The sequence below is a fragment of the Amycolatopsis sp. NBC_01488 genome (genome assembly GCF_036227105.1).
Taxonomy (GTDB): Bacteria; Actinomycetota; Actinomycetes; order Mycobacteriales; family Pseudonocardiaceae; genus Amycolatopsis.
Window position 1 is genome coordinate 2,866,123 of sequence record NZ_CP109434.1, and the last position, 19,460, is coordinate 2,885,582.

Genomic DNA, 19,460 nt, shown 5'->3' on the forward strand with positions numbered 1-19,460 from the left:
GTCCACATGAGGACGACGTCTGTGGACAACCTGGTGGACCCCGACCTAAGTCGTACGGGCGGCAATACCTCAGTAGGCCGCCCCGAGCGGGCCACCCCCGGTACCCTTCGGAAAGCAGAGACCGGACGAAGTACCAGGGGGTACGGGCAGTGCACGTCGATCAATGGCTGGAGGCGATCCCGCCGCTCGCGGTGTACCTGATCGTCGGCGCGGTGATCATGATCGAGAGCCTCGGCATTCCGCTGCCCGGTGAGATCGTGCTGGTCAGCGCGGCTCTGCTCGCGTCGCAGCACAGCACCCTGAGCCCGCTGTGGATCGCCGTCCTGGCCAGCGCCGGCGCCATCATCGGCGACAGCATCGGCTACCTGATCGGCAAGACCGGTGGGCAGCGGCTGTTCGCCTGGGCGGGCCGGAAATTCCCGAAGCACTTCGGTCCGACGCACATCGCCAACGCGGAACGGATCTTCAACAAACGCGGCATGTGGGCCGTCTTCCTCGGCCGGTTCATCGCGTTCCTGCGCATCCTCGCCGGCCCGCTCGCCGGCTCGCTGAAGATGCACTACCCGAAGTTCCTGCTCGCCAACGCGCTCGGCGGCATCGCCTGGGCGGGCGGCACCACGGTCCTGGTCTACTACCTCGGCGTCGTCGCCGAAGAGTGGCTCGGCAACTTCTCCAAGTACGGCCTGGTCGCGGCCATCGTGATCGGCATCGTCGTCTTCTTCGTGATGAAGAAGCGCCTCGGCCGCAAGCACGAGGAAGAAGAGAAGCAGGAAGTCGGCAAGCCGACTGCCTAGACCGCGACGAGCTCCGGTTCGCGCTTTCGCACCGGCCGCAGCGACCCGAGCAGCACGCCGCCGATCACGACCAGTGCCGCGACGATCTCCAGCACCGTCGGCCGCTCGCCGAGCATCAGGAACGACGCCGTCAGCCCGACCACCGGCACCAGCAGCGAAAACGGCGAGACGACGCCGGCCGGGTTGCGCCGCATCAGCGTCGTCCACAGGCCCGACCCGACGACCGTGCCGATCAGCACGACGTAGGCCAGCCCGCCGAGCGCGGTCAGGCCGGTCGGCGTCCCGAGCGTCGTCAGGGAGCGCCACTGCGCGGCCGGGCCCTCCATGACCAGCGAAAGCGCGAACATCGGCAGCGGCGGCACCACCGACATCCACAGCGTGAAGTGCAGCGGGTTGTCCGGCTCCGCCTTGCGCGTGCTGAGGTTGCCGAACGCCCAGCTCAGCGCGGCCAGCAGCGTCAGGACCATCGGCAGCAGGGCCGCGTGCCCGGACTGCTGCCACGCGATCGCGACCATCCCGGCGACGGCCAGCGCGATGCCGGCCAGCTGGTGCGGCGTGACGCGTTCGCGCAGGAAGACGGCGCCGAGCAGGACCGTGAACGGCGCCGACGCCTGCAGCACCAGCGACGCCAGCCCGGTCGGCATCCCGGTGTCCATCGCGATGAACAGGAACGCGAACTGCCCGGTGCCGAACCCGAGGCCGTAGCCGAGCAGGTACCGCACCTTCACCTTCGGCCACGGCACGAACAGGATCGTCGGCACGGCGATCACGGCGAACCGCAGCGCGCCCGCGAACACCGGCGGGAACTGGCCGAGCGTCGCGTGGATGGCGAGGAAGTTCAGGCCCCAGAGGACGGCGACGAGCACGGCGAGCAGGCGGTCACGGGTGGGCATGCCTCCACTGTGCCGACCGGGATCGTGAAGGACCAGCGAGAATATCTGCAGGGACCGTGTAGCCGCGCTTCACGAAAGCCGGCCGCGACCTGGCCGATCGGTGGACGGTCGCGGCGCTCGACGTGTCGGTGCGCACCCTCGCCGCGCGGCCGGGATCGGGCACCGCGATCGTGAAGCGGCGGCCGCGGAAGCGTCGCCATTGTGTAGTCGCGCTTCAACTACGCTGGGTCCGTGGATCTGGGTCGACTGCGCACGTTGCGCGAGTTCGCCGACCGCGGGAGCGTGACGGCGGCCGCGCGGGCGCTGCACTGCACGCCGTCCGCGGTTTCGCAGCAGCTGCGCGCCTTGCAGGGTGAGGTCGGGCTGCCGCTCACCGAACCCGCCGGGCGCGGGCTGCGGCTGACCGACGCCGGCCGGGCGCTGGTCGCCCGCGCCGACGAGGTGCTGGCCGCGCTCGAACGCGCGGAGTCCGAACTGGACACCTACCGCAGCGCGCCGCGCGGCCGCGTGCGGGTCGCGATCTTCCAGTCGGCCGGGCTGATGCTGCTGCCGGGCCTGCTGACCCGCGTCGCCGGGTACGACGGCCTGGAGGTCGACGTCCGGGACGTCGACATGACGCCGCCGGAGGTGCCCGGTCTGGTCGCGGACTACGACGTCGTCGTCGCGCACCGGGACGAGCACGCGCCGGAGTTCGACCATGGCCGCCTCGAGGTCGTGCCGCTGCTGCGGGAGCCGCTCGACGTCGCGCTCCCGGCGGGGCACCGGCTGGCGGCCAAGCGGCGCGTGGACCTGGCGGAGCTGGCCGACGAACGCTGGATCGGCGTCGACCACGGCTTCCCGGTGGACGACGTGCTGCGCTCGCTGACCATCCGCACCGGCGTGCGGCCGGTGGTGGTCCAGCGGATCAACGACTTCCGGATCACCGAGCGGCTGGTCGCGGCGGGCCACGGGATCGCGCTGGTCCCGCGCTACACGATCGACACCCGCCGCGGCAGCGGCCTGGTCAGCAGGCCGCTGGCGGGGATCCGCGCGGCCCGGCTGGTGGAAGCGGTCTGCCGCACGGGCGCCCGGCAGCGTCCGGCGGTGGCCCAGGTGATCGACGAACTGCGCGCGGAGGTCGCTCAGCTCACCGGCTCGTGAGTGAGAAACAGTGTGCTAACCCTGTTTCTCACTCACGAGCGTGACCGCGCAGGTAGGCGAGCGCGATCCGCAGCGCGTCCTCCAGTGCCGTGAGGTCGTGGCGGATGTGGGCCAGCAGCAGTCCACCTTGGACGGACGTCATCGCCGCCTGGGCCAGCCGCGCCGGGTCGGCGTCGGGAGCCAGCTCTCCCTTGTCCCGCAACGTGATCAGGCCGCGCGTGAGGTGAGATTCCCACGTCCGGTAGGCCTGGTCGACCAGCGGCGCGAGCTTCGGGTTGTCGCCCACCTCGCCGGCGAGGTTGCCCAGCGGGCACGCGATCGGCCCGCCCGCGCGGCGGTGGACGTCGAGCAGCTGCTCGGTCCACGTCTCGAAGTCCGCCCAGGACGTCAGCTCGAAGATCGCGGGCTGGTTGGCCAGGATCTGCTCGAGGTAGCGGTCGATCACGGCCGCGACCAGCTGATCCTTGTTCTTGAAGTAGTGGTACATCTGCGATTTCCCGGCGCCGCTCGCGGCGAGGACCTTGTCGACGCTCGTGCCCGCGACGCCGTCGACGTACATCAGCGCCGCCGCGGCGTCGACGATCGCGTCGCGGGTCCGCTTGCCGCGCGGGGTCGAAGCCGCTTGCGCCTCCATGTACTGAATAGTACAGTCGGCCACACTGTACCGATCAGTACAACGAACTGGGGGCATCCATGACGCTCAACAACGCCCTGACCGACTTCCGGACCGAGGGCATGAAGGTGTGGCCCGCCGATCTGGCGGCGACGCTCACGAAGCACCCGCGGGACCTGGTCGAAGCGGCGAAATCGGCGAAGTTCGCCGGGATCGGCGCGACCGCGGCGGACTTCTCGCTGCCGGACGCCGACGGCACCGCCGTCAGCCTCGACGACCTGACCGCCGACGGCCCGGCCGTGCTGGTCTTCTACCGCGGGCAGTGGTGCCCGTACTGCAACCTGACGCTGCGCGCGTACCAGGCCGAAGTGGTTCCCGAGCTGGGGAAGCACGGGGCTCGGCTGGCCGCGGTCAGCCCGCAGCTGCCGGACGGCTCGGTGGCCGTGAAGGAGTCCAACGAGCTGAGCTTCCCGGTGCTCTCGGACGTCGGCAACGTCGTCGCCCGCACGTTCGGGCTGACGTTCACGGTCGGGGACGACGTGCGTCCCACGATGGTCAAGATCGGGGCCGACCTCACGAAGCACAACGGGGACTGGGAACTCGCGCACCCGGCGGTCGTCGTGGTCGACCGCGAGCGGGTGATCCGGTTCGTCGACGTCCACCCCGACTACACGACGCGCACCGAGCCGGCGGACATCCTCCAAGCTGTTAAATCGCTTTAGCGCCGCGCTTCACGCCGTAGGTGATCACCGAACCCAGGATCAGGGCGACGCCGAGGGAGAGCAGCATGCTGATCCCGGGTTCGGTGATGATCTGGCCGCCCGCGTAGCCGAGGAAGGCCACGTACGACGTCCAGAGCGTGATGCCGACGGCCGACGCGGTGAAGAACTCCGCCATCGGCCACCGGAGCGAGCCGGCCAGCAGGGCACCGACCGTCCCGCCCGACGGCAGCCAGCGGGCCACCACCAGCACCGGCCGGGGGTGGCGCTGCAACCGCCCGTCGAGCCAGTCGATGCCGGCGGCGATCTTGCGCCGCCGGCTCAGCCGGTCCAGCGCCGCCCGGCCACCGAACCGGCCGAGGGCGTAGAGCGCCTGGTCCGAGACCAGGCACCCGGCCGACGACACGGCGATCACCAGCGCCAGCGACGTCCCGCCCTGGGCCGCCTCGACACCCATGCCGAGGAGCGTCACCTCGGTGGGCAGCAGGGGCACCAGCGAGACGACGAACAGCACCAGCAATCCCGCCGTAGTCGCGTCCACATCTCCATTAACCGCCAGCGGGACCCGGAAAAGTCCTGCTCACCGGGTACTCACAGCAACACACAGGCGGCCCACAGGTTCAGCGGTTGGCGCGGTTCACCGCCGAGACGACCGCGCGCAGCGACGCCGTCACGATCGACGCGTCGATGCCGATGCCCCAGAACACCCGGTCCGAGATCGCGCACTCGATGTACGACGCGGCGCGCGCGTCGTCACCCGGCGAGAGCGTGTGCTCGGAGTAGTCCAGCAGGCGCAGGTCGAAGCCGACCGTCGACAGTGCGTCGAAGAACGCCGCGATCGGGCCGTTGCCCCGGCCGGTGACCTCGTGCTCGTCACCCTCCACCTTCACGGTCGCGGTGATGTCGTACTCGCCGTCCCCGTTGTCCTGGACGTGCTGGCGGACCAGCTCCAGCGGCGTCTTCAGCTCCAGGTACTCGGCCGAGAAGGCGTTGTACATCGTCGTCGGGTCGACCTCGCCGCCCTCGGAGTCGGTGTAGCGCTGGATGACCTTCGAGAACTCGATCTGCAGGCGGCGCGGCAGGTCGAGCTGGTGCTCGGCCTTCATGATGTAGGCGACGCCGCCCTTGCCGGACTGCGAGTTCACGCGGATGACGGCCTCGTACGTGCGGCCGACGTCCTTCGGGTCGATCGGCAGGTACGGGACCTCCCACGGGTACTCGTCGATCGGGACGCCCTGCTTGTCGGCGGCGTCCTTCAGCGCGTCCAGGCCCTTGTTGATCGCGTCCTGGTGGCTGCCCGAGAAGGCGGTGAACACCAGGTCGCCGCCCCACGGCGAGCGCTCGGGTACCGGCAGCTGGTTGCAGTACTCGACCGTCCGCTTGATCTCGTCCATGTCGGAGAAGTCGATCTGCGGGTCGATGCCCTGGCTGTACAGGTTCATGCCCAGCGCGACGAGGTCGACGTTGCCGGTGCGCTCGCCGTTGCCGAACAGGCAGCCCTCGATCCGGTCGGCGCCGGCCTGGAAGCCCAGCTCGGCGGCGGCGATGCCGGTGCCGCGGTCGTTGTGCGGGTGCAGCGACAGGATCACCGAGTCGCGGCGGGCCAGGTTGCGGCTCATCCACTCGATCGAGTCGGCGTAGACGTTCGGCGTCGCCATCTCGACGGTCGCCGGCAGGTTCAGGATCACCGGCTTCTCCGGCGTCGGCTGCCAGATCTCGGTGACGGCGTCACAGACCTCGAGCGCGTAGGACAGCTCGGTGCCGGTGTAGGACTCCGGCGAGTACTGGAAGCGGAAGTCGGTGTCCGGCTGCTTCGCGGCCAGCTCGACGACCATTTCCGCGGCCTGTGTCGCGATCTTCTTGATGCCTTCGCGCTCCTCGCGGAACACGACGCGGCGCTGCAGGATCGACGTGGAATTGTAGATGTGGACGATCGCCCGCGGCGCGCCTTCGAGCGACTGGAACGTCCGCTCGATCAGCTCGGGACGGCACTGGGTCAGCACCTGGATGCTGACGTCTTCGGGGATCGCGCCCTCGTCGATGATCTCGCGGACGAAGTCGAAGTCGGTCTGGCTCGCGGCCGGGAAACCGACCTCGATCTCCTTGTAGCCCATGCGGACCAGCAGGTCGAAGAACTTGCGCTTGCGCGCGGGCGACATCGGGTCGATCAGGGCCTGGTTACCGTCGCGCAGGTCGACGGCGCACCACAGCGGCGCGCGGTCGATGCGCTTGGTGGGCCAGGTGCGGTCGGGCAGGTCGATGTTCTCGACCAGGTCGTACCAGGGGCGGTAGCGGTGCACCGGCATGGACGTGCCGCGCTGGGTGTTCCAGGCGGGCTGGTCGGCGGGCGCGGGACGCGAAGGCTTGCGGATCTTGCTCATGCGATTTCGGGAGTCTCCAGCTCGACGGGTGCGACCGGCACCACGAAGCCCCGCGACGGGGAGCCGGTCCGGTCAGGCCCCGTCGCGGCAGCGAAGCAGGAGAGCACGCGCCACGGCCCCACCATAACCACGGAACGCTGCGTGAGGGAAGCCGGGCGTCGACTTCCGAGGGTTACCTGTGGGTAGCAATTGGCCGGTTGCCGTGCGAAACTGCGGGCATGGGTGAGCACGCAGAGTCGTCTCCGACGTCGTCGTCGAAGACTTCGTCGGAGGAGGAGCCGAAGGTTTCCCGCCGGGCCCCGGTCGACTGGCGGCAGACCGGAGGCCGCGTCGCCTCGGTGGTGGCGTCGATCGTCCGCTGGGTGGGACTGATCTTCGCCGCGCTGCTGGTGATCCACGTGATCTTCACGGTCGGCTCGGCCAACCCGGACAACGGGATCGTCTCGTTCGTGAAGTCGTGGGCGGACAGCCTGGCGCTGGGCTTCAGCGACCTGTTCACGCCGAGTGACGCGAAGCTGCGGGTCCTGGTGAACTACGGCATCGCGGCGATCTTCTGGCTGGTGGTGTCGGGGATCCTCGCGAAGGTGATCCGCCGCGTGGGCGGCGGTTCCTGAGCCCGAAGTCAGTGAATGCCACATTCACGGACGCTAGGTCCCTCGAGGTGGCATTCCCGGACTTCACAGCGCCGGGGTGCCCCACTGGTCGGTGAACGCGAACTCCGCCAGCGGCAGCCGCACCCGCTCCGACTTCTCGCGCTCGATCCGCCTGTCGTCCTCCAGGACGTCGGGTGAAGCCACCGAGCCCACCGCGATCGCCACCTTCGGGACGGCGTCGGAAGGCAACGAGAACGCCGCGCGGACCGCGTCCGGCGAGAACCCCGCCATCTGGTGCGCCACCAACCCCAGCTCCACCGCCTGCAGCACGAGGTTCTCCGAAGCCAGCCCCAGCCCGTACTCCGCGTACGGCACCGCGCCCTTCTCGTTCGTCGTCACCGTCACGCCGATGAGGAGCAGGCTCGCCCGGTGCGCCCACGCCTGGTTGCCGGAGTTCAACGTCGTCAGGATCGCGTCGAACGACGGCGTGCCGCGGACGCCGACCAGGTAGCGGGCCGGCTGGGTGTTGCCGAACGACGGCGCCCAGCGAGCCGCTTCGAGCAGCGCCCGCACCTGGTCCGAACTCACCGACGCGGACTCGTCGAGAGCCCGCGGGCTCCACCGCTCGGCCATCAGGGATGCGATCGGGACGCTCGTCACAGCTGGTTTGCGCACGACTGGGAAGGTACCGCGGCGCGGAGCGCGTCCGTTGAGGGCGGCGGCGGGGGCATGGATGGACGGTACCCAGGCGTGCGCTGCATCACTCGGGAGGAAGGGCTCCGCGCATTTCCTTGGTGTTACGGAAGATTTACTTCCGCGGCGCCCGCGGAAAGGGCCCGCCCCACGTCAAGAGGGTGGCGACCCGCTGGAGCCCCGGTAGGCTCCACTGCAAACATGGGACGCGGGGGCTCCTCGGTGCCCACCAGGGAGCAGACCCGGCCCGTCTAGGAGGTTCGGGCGTGGCCCTCGTGGTCCAGAAGTACGGCGGATCGTCGCTGGAAAGTGCCGACCGGATCAAGCGCGTCGCGGAACGGATCGTCGCCACGAAGAAGGCGGGCAACGACGTCGTCGTGGTCTGCTCGGCGATGGGTGACACCACCGACGAGCTGCTCGACCTGGCGCAGCAGGTCAACCCGGCGCCGCCGGAGCGGGAGATGGACATGCTGCTCACCGCCGGCGAGCGCATCTCGAACTCGCTGGTCGCCATGGCCATCGCGGCGCAGGGCGCGGAGGCGTGGTCGTTCACCGGGTCGCAGGCCGGCGTCGTCACGACGTCCGTGCACGGCAACGCGCGCATCATCGACGTCACGCCGAGCCGCGTCACCGAGGCGCTCGAGCAGGGGTACGTCGCGCTGGTCGCGGGCTTCCAGGGCGTAGCGCAGGACACGAAGGACATCACCACGCTGGGCCGTGGTGGCTCGGACACGACCGCCGTCGCGCTGGCCGCCGCGCTGAACGCCGACGTCTGCGAGATCTACTCCGATGTGGACGGTGTGTACTCCGCCGACCCGCGCATCGTGCCGGACGCGAAGAAGCTCGACGTCATCCCCTACGAGGAGATGCTCGAGCTGGCCGCGAGCGGGTCGAAGATCCTGCACCTGCGCTCGGTCGAATACGCGCGCCGCTACGGCGTCCCGATCCGAGTCCGCTCTTCCTACAGTGACAAGCCGGGCACGACGGTGACCGGTTCTATCGAGGAGATCCCCGTGGAACAAGCCCTGATCACCGGTGTGGCGCACGACCGCTCCGAAGCCAAGATCACGGTCACCGGGGTGCCGGACCACGCCGGTGCCGCGGCCCGGATCTTCCGGGTGATCGCCGACGCCGAGATCGACATCGACATGGTGCTGCAGAACGTGTCCAGCACGGTGTCCGGCCGCACGGACATCACGTTCACGCTGTCGAAGGCCAACGGCGCCAAGGCGGTCAAGGAGTTGGAGAAGGTCAAGGCGGAGATCGGCTTCGAGTCGGTGCTCTACGACGACCACGTCGGCAAGGTTTCGCTGGTCGGCGCCGGGATGCGCTCGCACCCGGGTGTCACGGCGACGTTCTGCGAGGCGCTGGCGCAGTCGGGGGTCAACATCGAAATCATCAACACCTCGGAAATCCGGATCTCGGTGCTGATCCGCGACGCGCAGCTGGACGACGCCGTGCGGGCGATCCACGACGCGTTCGAGCTCGGCGGCGACGAGGAAGCCGTGGTCTACGCGGGGAGTGGTCGCTGATGGCGGACGGGTTGCGGGTCGGGGTGGTCGGCGCGACCGGCCAGGTCGGCGCGGTGATGCGCAAGCTGCTGGCGGAGCGGGAGTTCCCGATCGCCGAGCTCCGGTACTTCGCTTCGGCGCGCTCGGCGGGTTCGACGCTGCCGTGGCGCGACACCGAAATCACGATCGAGGACGCGTCGACAGCTGATCCGGCCGGTCTGGACATCGCGCTGTTCTCCGCGGGTGGGTCGACGTCGAAGGCGCAGGCGCCGCGGTTCGCCGAGGCGGGCGCGACGGTGATCGACAACTCCTCGGCGTTCCGGATGGACCCGGACGTGCCGCTGGTGGTCAGCGAGGTCAACCCGCAGGCCATCAAGGAAGCGCGGAAGGGGATCATCGCGAACCCCAACTGCACCACCATGGCCGCGATGCCGGTGTTGAAGCCGTTGCACGACGAGGCCGGGCTGGTCCGGCTGGTCGCGTCGACCTACCAGGCCGTGTCCGGCAGCGGGCTGGCCGGCGTCGACGAGCTGGCCGGTCAGGTGAAGGCGGCCGCCGAGCACGCGGCGCTGCTGACCCACGACGGCGCGGCGATCGAGTTCCCCAAGCCGGAGAAGTACGTCCGCCCCATCGCGTTCAACGTCCTCCCGCTGGCTGGGTCCATTGTGGACGACGGTGAGTTCGAAACGGACGAAGAGAAGAAGTTCCGCAACGAGAGCCGCAAGATCCTGAGCATCCCGGGTCTCGCCGTGTCGTGCACGTGCGTGCGGGTGCCGGTGTTCTCGGGACACTCGGTCTCGGTGAACGCGGAGTTCTCGCAACCGCTGACGCCCGCGCGAGCGACGGAGCTGCTGACGCATGCGCCGGGGGTCGAGCTGTCGGAGATCCCGACCCCGCTGCAGGCGGCGGGCAACGACCCGAGCTACGTCGGCCGGATCCGCGTGGACCAGGGTGTCGAGGGCGGCCGCGGCCTGGCGCTGTTCATCTCGAACGACAACCTGCGCAAGGGTGCGGCGCTCAACGCCGTGCAGATCGCGGAGCTGATCGCGCAACAGTGACCACAGTGGACAACTAAAACGCCTTGTCGGTTACGCGGTGCCCGGGGGATCCTGGGCACCGCGTAACTGTTTCCAGGGGAGGAAACCATGTACACCGCTGTCGAAGGCGCCCGTGTCCCGATCCGGATGTGGGCGGACCCCGCGTCCGTCGAAGACCAGGCCATGCGGCAGCTGCACAATGTCGCCAACCTGCCGTGGGTGCACGGCGTCGCCGTGATGCCCGACGTGCACTACGGCAAGGGCGCCACCGTCGGCGGCGTCATCGCGATGCGCGACGCCGTTTCGCCCGCCGCGGTCGGCGTGGACATCGGGTGCGGCATGAGCGCCGTCCGGACGTCGCTCACCGCGAGCGACCTGCCGGACGACCTCGGGAAGCTGCGCCGCCGGATCGAAAGCGCCGTGCCCGTGGGCTTCGGGCTGCACAAGACGCCCGTCAACCCGGCCAAGGTGCACGGCGTCGGCGGCTGGGACGCGTTCTGGAAGGGCTTCGGTGAGCTGCACACCGGCGTCCAGGAGCTGCACGACCGGGCCGCGCGGCAGATCGGGAGCCTCGGCGGCGGCAACCACTTCATCGAGGTCTGCCTCGACGACGAGGGCCGCGTCTGGCTGATGCTGCATTCGGGTTCGCGCAACATCGGCAAGGAGCTCGCGGAACGGCACATGGCCGTCGCGCGGAAGCTGCCGCACAACGCGGACCTGCCGGACCGCGACCTCGCGGTGTTCGTCGCCGGCACGCCGGAGATGACGGCCTACCGGCGTGACCTGTTCTGGGCGCAGGACTACGCGGCGCGCAACCGCGCCACGATGGTCGCGCTCGTGAAGCAGGCGCTGAAGGACGTCGTCCCGCAGACGACCTTCGACGAGGCGATCTCCTGCCACCACAACTACGTCTCGGAAGAGACGTACGACGGGGTCGAGCTGCTCGTCACCCGCAAGGGCGCGATCCGTGCCGGATCGGGTGATCTCGGGATCATCCCGGGCAGCATGGGGACCGGTTCGTACATCGTCCGCGGCCTCGGGAACGCGTCGTCGTTCCAGTCGGCGTCGCACGGCGCCGGCCGCCGGATGTCGCGCACCAAGGCGAAGAAGCTGTTCACGGCCGACGACCTCGCGGCGCAGACGGCCGGCGTCGAGTGCCGCAAGGACTCGGGCGTCGTCGACGAGATCCCGGCGGCGTACAAGGACATCGATTCGGTGATCCAGGCCCAGACGGACCTGGTCGAGGTCGTGGCGCACCTCAAGCAGGTGGTCTGCGTCAAGGGCTGAGGCGGTACCTTGGCGCCATGACGAGGGGTGGAACGACGGCCGCGCTGCTGGCCGGGGCCGCACTGCTGCTGAGCGGGTGCGACCAGGTGAGCACCGCGGTCGACCAGGGGTCCAAGACCGCGGACAAGGTGGGCGTGTGCACCGAGGCGCTCGGGCTCGCGGACCTGAACCCGCTGGTCGACCCGGACAAGCTCAAGGCCCGTGCCGCGGACAAGGAGAAGCGGCTGCGCGAGCTCGCGGGCAGCGTCCAGGACCAGGACGTCAAGAACGCACTGCTCGGCATGGCCGGCTCGTACGTCGAGGTGCAGAAGGAACGCATCGAAGACGCCGGCGTGGTGGCCCAGTGGGTGCAGCGCAACGTCAAGAAGCTCGACGCCCTGCGCGCGGCCTGCGGCTAGCTAGCTTTCGGCCAGCGCCGGGACCGGCTCTTCGGCCGGTTCCGGCGCGCGGCGGTGGAGCAGGCCGGCCGCCGCGATGACCAGGCCACCCAGGCCCGCCGCCGCGAAGCCCCACGCCGGGCTCGAGTGGTCGATCGCGAAGCCGACCACCGGGCTGCCCAGCGCCAGGCCGAGGCGCGTCGACGCGTCCTGCAGGCCCATCGCCTCGCCGCGGACCTGTGGCGGCGCGATCCGGCTGACCGTCTCGGTGGTCGCCGCGAGGGTCGGCGCGCAGAGCAGGTTCGTCGGGATCAGCACCAGCATCAGCAGCCACCACGGGTGGTCGGCGAGCCCGACCGGCACCACCAGCAGTGCGAGCAGCAGCATCAGCACACTCTGCGGCAGCGACTTCCGCACGACGCCGTGCACGATGCCGCCGGTGATCGACGCCGCGCACATCACCGCGATGACCAGCCCGGTCACGCCGATGGCGCCGTGCGAACGCAGGGTCGCGAGCGTCGCCAGCTCGGTGCCGACGAGCACGAACAGCGTGCCGGCGGCGATCAGCAGCGTCGCCACGAGCCGGCCGGTCAGCCAGCTCCGCAGCGGTGGCCGCGTCGTGGACGCGCCGGGCTCGACCGACTCGCGGATCGGCGGGTCGATGAGCCAGATCAGCAGCGCCGTGCCGCCGAACAACGCGCCGAGCGCGCTGAGCGTGAAGGTCGGCGAGAGCGTCGTGAGCGCCGTGATGCCCAGCGCGGGGCCGATCATGAACGTCGCTTCGATCGAGATCGTGTCGAGCGAGTACGCCGCCCGCCGTTCCGAGGCCGGGACGAGCGCGGCCAGGATCTGCCGCGCCAGCGAGCCCGCGGGCACCGAGAGCATCCCGGCCGGAACCGCGACCGCGGCGAGGGCCGCGAAGGGCAGGTGCGGCGCGGCGAACCAGAACGCCGTCGTGCCGATCCCGCAGACGGCGACGACCGGGCGGAGGCCGTAGCGGTCGAAGCAGCGCCCGAGCAGCGGCGCGCCCAGGGCCATCCCGAGGGTGACGCCGGCGCCGACCAGCCCGGCGGCGCCGTAGCCGCGGCCGAGCCCGGTGACGACGTACAGCGTCATCAGCACGCCGTTCATGGTCATCGGCAGCCGGGCCAGGAACATCAGCGCCATCGTCGACGGGACGCGGGGGACCGAGAGGACCCGGCGGTACGGCTGGAACGGCACGTCTCGATGAGAACCCAAGGTGGTACGCGCGTGCAAGTTATTTCCGGGTAGCGCCTGGAGATTCTGAGAGCTACTCTCATTTGGTAGTAACTGTCAATTGGGGGTCGCTATGACTCAACTCCATCCACGCAGGTGGTGGGCGCTGGGGGCGCTCGCGGTGAGCCTGCTGACCGTCGGGCTCGACCTGACCGTGCTGAACGTCGCCGTGCCGACGCTCGCCGTCGACCTCGGCGCCACGACCACGCAGCTGCAGTGGTTCGGCAACGCCTACACGCTCGCGCTGGCCGCGCTGCTGCTCCCGGCGGGCCTGCTGGGCGACCGGTTCGGCCCGAAGAAGCTGCTGCTCGGCGCGCTCGCGCTGTTCGGGCTGGCCTCGCTCGGGTGCGCCTACTCCGGTTCGCCGGGCGAGCTGATCGCCGCCCGGGTCGTGCTCGGCGTCGGCGCCGCGTTCCTCATCCCGCTGTCGCTTTCGCTGCTGAACATCCTGTTCCCGCCGGAGGAGCGGGCGAAGGCGCTGACGACGTGGGTGCTGGCGACGTTCGCCGGCATCCCGCTCGGGCCGCTGCTCGGCGGCTGGCTGCTCGACCACTTCGCGTGGGGCTCGGTGTTCCTGATCAACGTCCCGCTGACCGTGGCCGGCCTGGTCGCGGTGCTGTTCCTGATACCGCTCACGCCCGGGTCCGGCCGCGGCGCGATCGACTTCGCGGGCATCGCGCTCTCGGCGGCCGGGCTGGTCGCGCTGACGTACGGCTTCGTCTACGCCGGTGAGCAAGGCTGGGCCGACCCGGCGACCTACGGCCTGATCGCCCTCGGCCTCGCGCTGCTGGCGGTGTTCTGCTGGGCGCAGACCCGGACGGCGTCGCCGCTGACCGACCTCGCGCTGTTCCGCGAGCCGCGGTTCGTTTGGGGCGCGGTGCTCGCCACGATGGCGTCGTTCGCGCTGATGGGCCTGCTGTTCGTGCTGCCGCAGCTGTTCCAGGCCGTGCAGGGCGCCGACGCGCTGCAGACCGGCGTGCGGCTGCTGCCGCTGATCGGCGGGATGCTGGTGTCGGCGAAGATCGCCGAGCGGCTGGTCACCGCGGTCGGCGTGCGCGTGGTCGTGACGGCCGGGTTCGCGGTGCTCGCGGCCGGGCTGGCCTGGGGGTCGACGACGGCGCCGTCGGACGGCTACGGCTTCACGGTGGCCTGGGCGAGCGTGATCGGCCTGGGCACCGGGTGCACGCTGCCGCCGCTGATGTCGATGGCGATGGGCGCGCTCACCGAAGGCCGCTCGGGCGCCGGTTCAGCGTTGATCCAGGTGCTGCGCCAGGTCGGCGGCACGATCGGCGTCGCGGTGCTGGGCACGGTCCTCAACGGCGTCTACCGCCACGGCGTCGCCGTCGACGGCCTGCCCGCGCCGGTCGCCGACGCGGTGCGCGGCAGCGCGTCGGCCGCGGTCGCCGTGGCGGAGAAGCTCCACCGGCCCGCGTTGGGCGAGTCGGCGCGGCTCGCGTTCACCGACGGCATGGCCGCGACGCTGGGGGTGTGCGCCGGGCTGGGCGTGGCCGGCGCGCTGCTCGCGCTGCTGTTCCTGCCCGGGCGGACGGCCCCGCGGGCGCAGCCGCGAGAATCGGCGCATGACGTCGTCGCCGGCTGAGCCCTCGGGGCTGCGGGAACGGAAGAAGGCCAGGACGCGTGCCGCCATCCAGCGGCACGCGTTGCGGCTGTTCCAGGAGCAGGGCTACAGCGCCACGACGGTCGACCAGATCGCGGCGGCCGCGGAGATCTCGCCCAGCACGTTCTTCCGCTACTTCCCGACCAAGGAAGCGACGGTCCTGTACGACGCGTTCGACCCGGTGCTGATCGCGGCGACGCTCGCCCAGCCGGCGGAGCTCAGCCCGATCGCCGCGCTGCGGGCGACGGTGGACATCATCCGCGAGCAGGTCTCGGGCGAGGACTGGGAGCGCGAGCGCCAGCGTCAGCTGCTGGTGTTCCGCGAGCCCGAGCTGCGCAGCGCGATCATGGACCAGTTCGCCGAGGGGATCGACCTGCTGGCGGGCATGGCGGCCCAGCGGACGGGCCGGGCGGCGGACGACTTCGAGGTCCGCAACTGGGCGGGCGCGGTGGTCGGGGTGACCATGGCGGCGTTCCTGGGCGCGGCGGCGGATCCCGAAGCGGACACGCTGGTGGTGCTCGACCGCGCGGTCGCGCACCTGGAAGCGGGCCTCCCGCTCTGACGGCCGTCCGCTCACCCGACCGTCGAGGCGATTCCCGGACCGAGAACCTCGGTGGCGGCTTTCGCCGTCGGGCGCTTCGACCGTTTTTCCGGAATTGATTTCGCATTCCTACCCCGAGCAGGGGGGCAACCGTGTGGGTGGCGGTGCGAGCGTGGGGGACGCCCCGTCTGGAGCAGTCTCGACACGCAGTCCGACGGAGTGATGAAGCTAAATGATCACCGTTTACACCCGCGTGAGTGACCGAACCGCTCCATAGTGGACGCCGACTACCAGCAGTGATGGGAAGAATCGATCATGATGATCTTCAGGGGGAAGGGCAAGGTTTCGACGTTAATCAATTGCGGTCTAGTTCGCCGCCTCCGCATCCGGCACGTAAGGGTTAGAAAACGTCCCTAACCGGTGATCGGGTGGCTTATCTCCGATACGGGGGGTATCGATTTAACCCGTCAGGTCTCCCGAGGCCAGGAGGTAAGAAATGAAAGGCAAGTACGGGCGATCCATCGCCCTGGTAGCCGCGAGCAGCATGCTGGCGGTCGGAATGGCGGGGATCGCTTCGGCGAGCCCGGACGGGGGCAAGGGTTCCTCCAGCACCCAGGCCCTCGCCGCACAGGTGCTCCAGATGCGTGACGACCTGACCAAGGTGGCCTACGCGGGCAACGTCGGTGCCACGCGGTCGGACCTCGGCCAGCTGAGCCCGGTGCTCGCGGACATCGCGGCGGGCAAGCGCTACACGGTCCAGACCGACACCCAGCAGCTGGCCGGCCTGGCCAAGGGCCGGGCCGACGAGTCCACCCGGCTGCTGAACGACCCCCAGGCGACGCCGCGCCAGCTGCCGCCGCTGCCGTTGCCGCCGATCCCGGACCTGCCCGGGCCGCTGAAGATCGTCAGCGACCTGCTCAAGGCGCTGCTGGGCGCCGTCACCGGCATCCTGGGCGGCCTCCTCGGCTCGCTGCCCGTGCCGCCGCTGCCGGTGCCACCACTGCCGGTTCCAGGTTCGTAGCTACCGGAAACAGGGGGGCCCGGAGCCCGGCCGCGGACATTTCTCCGCGCCGGGCTCCGGGTTCGTCGTACCGGGAAGGCTCAGTCCCGTTTGGACAGACCCTGCCGCAGCGCGCCCGCCGTCTCGGCCAGCGCCTCGCGGAACCGGGTGCCGACCCCGGTGAAGTTGATGAACCCGTGGATCAGGTCGTCGTGCCGGCGCACCGCGACCTCGACGCCGGCCTCGCGCAGTTTCTCCGCGTACGCCTCGCCTTCGTCGCGCAGCGGGTCGAAGCCCGCCGTGACGACCAGTGCCGGCGGCAGGCCGCTCAGGTCGTCGGCGTGCAACGGCGAGAGCCGCGGATCGGTCAGGTCGGTGCCCTCCGGCACGTAGTGGCCTTCGAACCACTTCATGTGCACGTCGGTCAGGAACAGGTCCTCGGCGAACAGATCCTGCGAGCGGTACCGCCGCGCGAAGTCCGTCGCCGGGTAGATGAGCAGCTGGAACGCCGGGGCCGGGCCACCGCGCTTGACGGTCTGCTGGGCCGTCACGGCCGCCAGGTTGCCGCCCGCGCTGTCGCCGCCGACGGCGATGCGTGCCGGGTCGGCGCCGAGGTCGCTCGCCTTCGCCACCGCGTACTCGAACGCCGCGAGCGCGTCCTCCGTCGCCGACGGGAACGGGAACTCCGGGGCCAGCCGGTATTCGATCGACAGCACCCGCACGCCGGCGTGCTTGGCCAGGAAGCGGACGGCGTTGTCGTGGCTCGCACGCGTCCCGATCACCCAGCCGCCGCCGTGGAAGAACACCAGCAGCGGCGACTTCTCGGGCAGTCCGACCGGCGTGTAGAGCGTCGCGGGAAGATCGCCGTCGGGTGTCGGCACGGCGATCTCCCGCACCGAGACCGGCTCGATCGGCTTGCCGCTGACCAGGTGCCGCCCGACGTCGAGCAGTGCGCGCGACTTCTCCACCGAGCCCTGCACCAGCTCGGCGCCCGCGAGCTTCTGCAGCCGGAGCAGCAGCTGGGCGTCGAGCGCGAGGTCCTGGCCGTCGCGGCGCACCCGGCGCCCCGCGACCGCCCGCCGCAACGGCGTCGGCAGCCAGAACACGAGCTGGGAAGCCGCGGCCTGGACGCGGACCTGGAGCGGGATCGCCATCGTTGCCTCCTGAGCGTCGGTGCCGCCGGGGACGTTACTCGTCAGTAGGTAACAGGTCCAGCTGTGATGCGGGCCTCGGTCCCAAACTCTGGATATCCACTTAAGTAGAGGGGTTAGCCTGAAAGACGTGACTTCAGCCAGGACGGTCAACGTGCTCGGGATCGGCGGCTCTCTGCGGGAGGGCTCGCAGTCCGAACGCGCGCTGCAGATCGCGCTCGCCGGCGCGGCGGAAGTCGGCGTCCGGACCCGGCTGCTCACCGGATCGGAGCTGGTCCTGCCGTTCTACGACGCCGGCGAGCCGGAGCGCGACGAGCGCGCCGCCACGCTCATCGAAGCCGTGCGGCAGGCCGACGGGCTCATCGTCGTGTCGCCGGGCTACCACGGCGCCCTGTCCGGCCTGGTCAAGAACGCCCTGGACTACGTCGAAGACCTGCGCGACGACCGCCGTCCCTACCTCGACGGCCGGCCCGTCGGCCTGGCCGCCGTCGCCTACGGCTGGCAGGCCGCGGTGACGACGCTCGAACAGCTGCGCACGATCACGCACGCGCTGCGCGGCTGGGCCACCCCGCTGGGTGGTTCGATCAACTCGGCCGAGACCAAATTCGACGAAGGCGGCGGCGCGTCCGACGAGAAGAGCGTCCGCACGCTTCGCCTGATCGGGCAGCAGGTCGCCGAATTCGCGGTGACGCGCGCCGCATGAGGATTTCGGGGGTTCCGGGTGGCGGAGCCCCCGGCCGGGCGGAGCCCCGATTGAACACAGACGTTTCACCCGGAGGCCGCCGGGTAGCCGATTCCACGTGATGCCTGCCATGTGGGGGCACTGTTCCGCGGGTGCGGGATGTTGTGCCCAGTGAGACGCTCGCTGTGGAGTGTCCGTAACAGAAGGCAGGCTGAGCATGGGTCAGGCGATCTACACCGCGGTGGCGACGGCACGCGGCGACGGCCGCAACGGCGAGGTGACCTCGTCCGACGGCGTCATCGACGAGTCCCTGGCCATCCCCAAGGAAATGGGCGGCCCCGGCGGGGACAAGACCAATCCCGAGCAGCTCTTCGCCGCCGGCTACTCGGCCTGCTTCCACAGCGCCCTGCAGCTGGTCGCCCGCCAGGCCAAGGTGGCGCTGAACGGCTCGACCGTGACCGCGGAGGTCAGCGTGCTCAAGCAGGAGGTCGGGTTCGGCCTCGGCGTCGCGCTGAACGTCTCGCTGCCGGGCCTCGAGCAGGCACAGGCCGATCAGCTGGTCGAGCAGGCCCACCAGGTGTGCCCCTACTCCAACGCGACCCGCGGCAACATCGAGGTCGCGCTCTCCGCCACCGTCTGAGCCGCCTCCCGTCCGCACGAGTCCGAGGAAAGGATCACCAGAGATGAGCAAGTCTCCGATCAAGAGCCCGCTTTCCGAGGCCGACAAGGAGATCACCGGCAACGCCCTGCAGGCGACGCTGGTCGACCTGGTCGACCTGTCCCTCATCGCGAAGCAGGCGCACTGGAACGTCGTCGGCTCGAACTTCCGCAGCGCGCACCTGCAGCTCGACGAGCTGGTCGCCACCGCGCGCCAGTACGTCGACGAGGTCGCCGAGCGCGCCAACGCCATCGGCATCTCGCCGAACGGCAAGGCGAAGACCGTCGTCGAGAGCTCGGGCGTGCCGGAGTACCCCGACAACTGGCAGTCGGTCGAGTCCACGGTCGCCGCGATCGTCGACATCCTCGCGGCGCTCATCGAGCGGCTGCGGGCCCGCATCGACGAGACCGACAAGAGCGACCTCGTCACGCAGGACCTGCTGATCGAGATCACCCGCGCGCTCGAAGAGGCGCACTGGATGTGGCAGGCCCAGCAGGCTTGATTTTTTCGCGCGA

21 protein-coding genes are annotated in these 19,460 nt (G+C 70.2%); 14 read left to right on the top strand and 7 right to left on the bottom strand.

Annotated features, from left to right (window positions below; all coding sequences use genetic code 11):
- Window positions 1-149: 149 nt before the first annotated feature.
- Window positions 150-794 (top strand): DedA family protein, encoded by a 645-nt coding sequence (locus OG738_RS13885; RefSeq protein ID WP_329054180.1) that lies wholly within the window; start codon window positions 150-152, stop codon window positions 792-794.
- Here OG738_RS13885 and OG738_RS13890 read toward each other — a convergent pair.
- The gene (locus OG738_RS13890; RefSeq protein WP_329054181.1) at window positions 791-1,687 is read right to left on the bottom strand and encodes an EamA family transporter; all 897 of its coding nucleotides are present in this window, start codon (window positions 1,685-1,687) and stop codon (window positions 791-793) included. The two genes, OG738_RS13885 and OG738_RS13890, sit on opposite strands and share 4 nt — an antisense overlap.
- 231 nt (window positions 1,688-1,918) lie before the next feature.
- Here OG738_RS13890 and OG738_RS13895 point away from each other — a divergent pair, with 231 nt between their 5' ends.
- Window positions 1,919-2,827: a LysR family transcriptional regulator gene (locus OG738_RS13895; RefSeq protein WP_329054183.1), complete on the top strand. Its 909-nt coding sequence runs from the start codon at window positions 1,919-1,921 to the stop codon at window positions 2,825-2,827.
- 28 nt (window positions 2,828-2,855) lie between these two features.
- On the opposite strand, the gene OG738_RS13900 is transcribed toward OG738_RS13895, so the two are convergent.
- On the bottom strand, window positions 2,856-3,461 hold the full coding sequence (locus tag OG738_RS13900; RefSeq protein WP_329054185.1) for a TetR/AcrR family transcriptional regulator: 606 nt from the start codon (window positions 3,459-3,461) through the stop codon (window positions 2,856-2,858).
- 59 nt (window positions 3,462-3,520) lie between these two features.
- Here OG738_RS13900 and OG738_RS13905 point away from each other — a divergent pair, with 59 nt between their 5' ends.
- Window positions 3,521-4,162, top strand: a complete 642-nt coding sequence (locus OG738_RS13905; protein WP_329054187.1) for a peroxiredoxin-like family protein — start codon at window positions 3,521-3,523, stop codon at window positions 4,160-4,162.
- Here OG738_RS13905 and OG738_RS13910 read toward each other — a convergent pair.
- Both OG738_RS13910 and leuA read right to left on the bottom strand, forming a co-directional pair.
- Window positions 4,149-4,700 (bottom strand): DedA family protein, encoded by a 552-nt coding sequence (locus tag OG738_RS13910; RefSeq protein WP_329054189.1) that lies wholly within the window; start codon window positions 4,698-4,700, stop codon window positions 4,149-4,151. The two genes, OG738_RS13905 and OG738_RS13910, sit on opposite strands and share 14 nt — an antisense overlap.
- A gap of 79 nt (window positions 4,701-4,779) precedes the next feature.
- On the bottom strand, window positions 4,780-6,540 hold the full coding sequence (gene leuA / locus OG738_RS13915; RefSeq protein WP_329054191.1) for a 2-isopropylmalate synthase: 1,761 nt from the start codon (window positions 6,538-6,540) through the stop codon (window positions 4,780-4,782).
- Between the two features lie 218 nt (window positions 6,541-6,758).
- Here leuA and OG738_RS13920 point away from each other — a divergent pair, with 218 nt between their 5' ends.
- Window positions 6,759-7,154: a hypothetical protein gene (locus tag OG738_RS13920; RefSeq protein WP_329054193.1), complete on the top strand. Its 396-nt coding sequence runs from the start codon at window positions 6,759-6,761 to the stop codon at window positions 7,152-7,154.
- A 63-nt stretch (window positions 7,155-7,217) separates the two neighbouring features.
- Here the strand turns inward: OG738_RS13920 and OG738_RS13925 are convergent, their stop codons facing one another.
- Complete coding sequence (locus tag OG738_RS13925) at window positions 7,218-7,808, bottom strand: nitroreductase family protein (RefSeq protein WP_329054195.1); 591 nt, start codon at window positions 7,806-7,808, stop codon at window positions 7,218-7,220.
- Window positions 7,809-8,092: 284 nt separating this feature from the next.
- Here OG738_RS13925 and OG738_RS13930 point away from each other — a divergent pair, with 284 nt between their 5' ends.
- The 4 genes from OG738_RS13930 to OG738_RS13945 all read left to right on the top strand — a co-directional run bounded on the left by OG738_RS13930 (window position 8,093) and on the right by OG738_RS13945 (window position 12,059).
- Window positions 8,093-9,358: an aspartate kinase gene (locus OG738_RS13930; protein WP_329054197.1), complete on the top strand. Its 1,266-nt coding sequence runs from the start codon at window positions 8,093-8,095 to the stop codon at window positions 9,356-9,358.
- A complete protein-coding gene (locus tag OG738_RS13935) occupies window positions 9,358-10,395 on the top strand; it encodes an aspartate-semialdehyde dehydrogenase (RefSeq protein ID WP_329054199.1) in 1,038 nt (345 codons plus the stop codon). The genes OG738_RS13930 and OG738_RS13935 overlap by 1 nt, the downstream gene beginning before the upstream one ends.
- Before the next feature lie 87 nt (window positions 10,396-10,482).
- The gene (locus OG738_RS13940) at window positions 10,483-11,661 is read left to right on the top strand and encodes an RtcB family protein (RefSeq protein ID WP_329054200.1); all 1,179 of its coding nucleotides are present in this window, start codon (window positions 10,483-10,485) and stop codon (window positions 11,659-11,661) included.
- Between the two features lie 17 nt (window positions 11,662-11,678).
- Complete coding sequence (locus OG738_RS13945; protein ID WP_329054201.1) at window positions 11,679-12,059, top strand: hypothetical protein; 381 nt, start codon at window positions 11,679-11,681, stop codon at window positions 12,057-12,059.
- Here the strand turns inward: OG738_RS13945 and OG738_RS13950 are convergent, their stop codons facing one another.
- Window positions 12,060-13,196 (bottom strand): MFS transporter, encoded by a 1,137-nt coding sequence (locus tag OG738_RS13950; protein WP_329056696.1) that lies wholly within the window; start codon window positions 13,194-13,196, stop codon window positions 12,060-12,062.
- A 172-nt stretch (window positions 13,197-13,368) separates the two neighbouring features.
- On the opposite strand from OG738_RS13950, the gene OG738_RS13955 reads away from it, so the two are divergent.
- The 3 genes from OG738_RS13955 (at window position 13,369) to OG738_RS13965 (ending at window position 16,475) form a co-directional block, all read left to right on the top strand.
- A complete protein-coding gene (locus OG738_RS13955) occupies window positions 13,369-14,895 on the top strand; it encodes a DHA2 family efflux MFS transporter permease subunit (protein ID WP_329054202.1) in 1,527 nt (508 codons plus the stop codon).
- Window positions 14,876-15,475, top strand: coding sequence for an acyl-CoA-like ligand-binding transcription factor (locus OG738_RS13960; protein WP_329054203.1), 600 nt, complete (start codon window positions 14,876-14,878; stop codon window positions 15,473-15,475). The genes OG738_RS13955 and OG738_RS13960 overlap by 20 nt, the downstream gene beginning before the upstream one ends.
- 475 nt (window positions 15,476-15,950) lie before the next feature.
- Complete coding sequence (locus tag OG738_RS13965) at window positions 15,951-16,475, top strand: hypothetical protein (RefSeq protein WP_329054204.1); 525 nt, start codon at window positions 15,951-15,953, stop codon at window positions 16,473-16,475.
- A gap of 80 nt (window positions 16,476-16,555) precedes the next feature.
- On the opposite strand, the gene OG738_RS13970 is transcribed toward OG738_RS13965, so the two are convergent.
- Window positions 16,556-17,608: an alpha/beta hydrolase gene (locus tag OG738_RS13970; protein WP_329054206.1), complete on the bottom strand. Its 1,053-nt coding sequence runs from the start codon at window positions 17,606-17,608 to the stop codon at window positions 16,556-16,558.
- A 127-nt stretch (window positions 17,609-17,735) separates the two neighbouring features.
- Between OG738_RS13970 and OG738_RS13975 the strand changes: the two genes are divergently transcribed.
- From OG738_RS13975 to OG738_RS13985, 3 genes are all read left to right on the top strand, one after another.
- Window positions 17,736-18,308, top strand: coding sequence for an NADPH-dependent FMN reductase (locus OG738_RS13975; protein WP_329054208.1), 573 nt, complete (start codon window positions 17,736-17,738; stop codon window positions 18,306-18,308).
- A gap of 196 nt (window positions 18,309-18,504) precedes the next feature.
- Window positions 18,505-18,927 carry an organic hydroperoxide resistance protein gene (locus OG738_RS13980; RefSeq protein ID WP_329054210.1) on the top strand — a complete coding sequence of 141 codons (423 nt, stop codon included), beginning with the start codon at window positions 18,505-18,507 and terminating at the stop codon, window positions 18,925-18,927.
- A gap of 43 nt (window positions 18,928-18,970) precedes the next feature.
- Window positions 18,971-19,447 carry a Dps family protein gene (locus tag OG738_RS13985; RefSeq protein ID WP_329054211.1) on the top strand — a complete coding sequence of 159 codons (477 nt, stop codon included), beginning with the start codon at window positions 18,971-18,973 and terminating at the stop codon, window positions 19,445-19,447.
- Window positions 19,448-19,460: the final 13 nt, after the last annotated feature.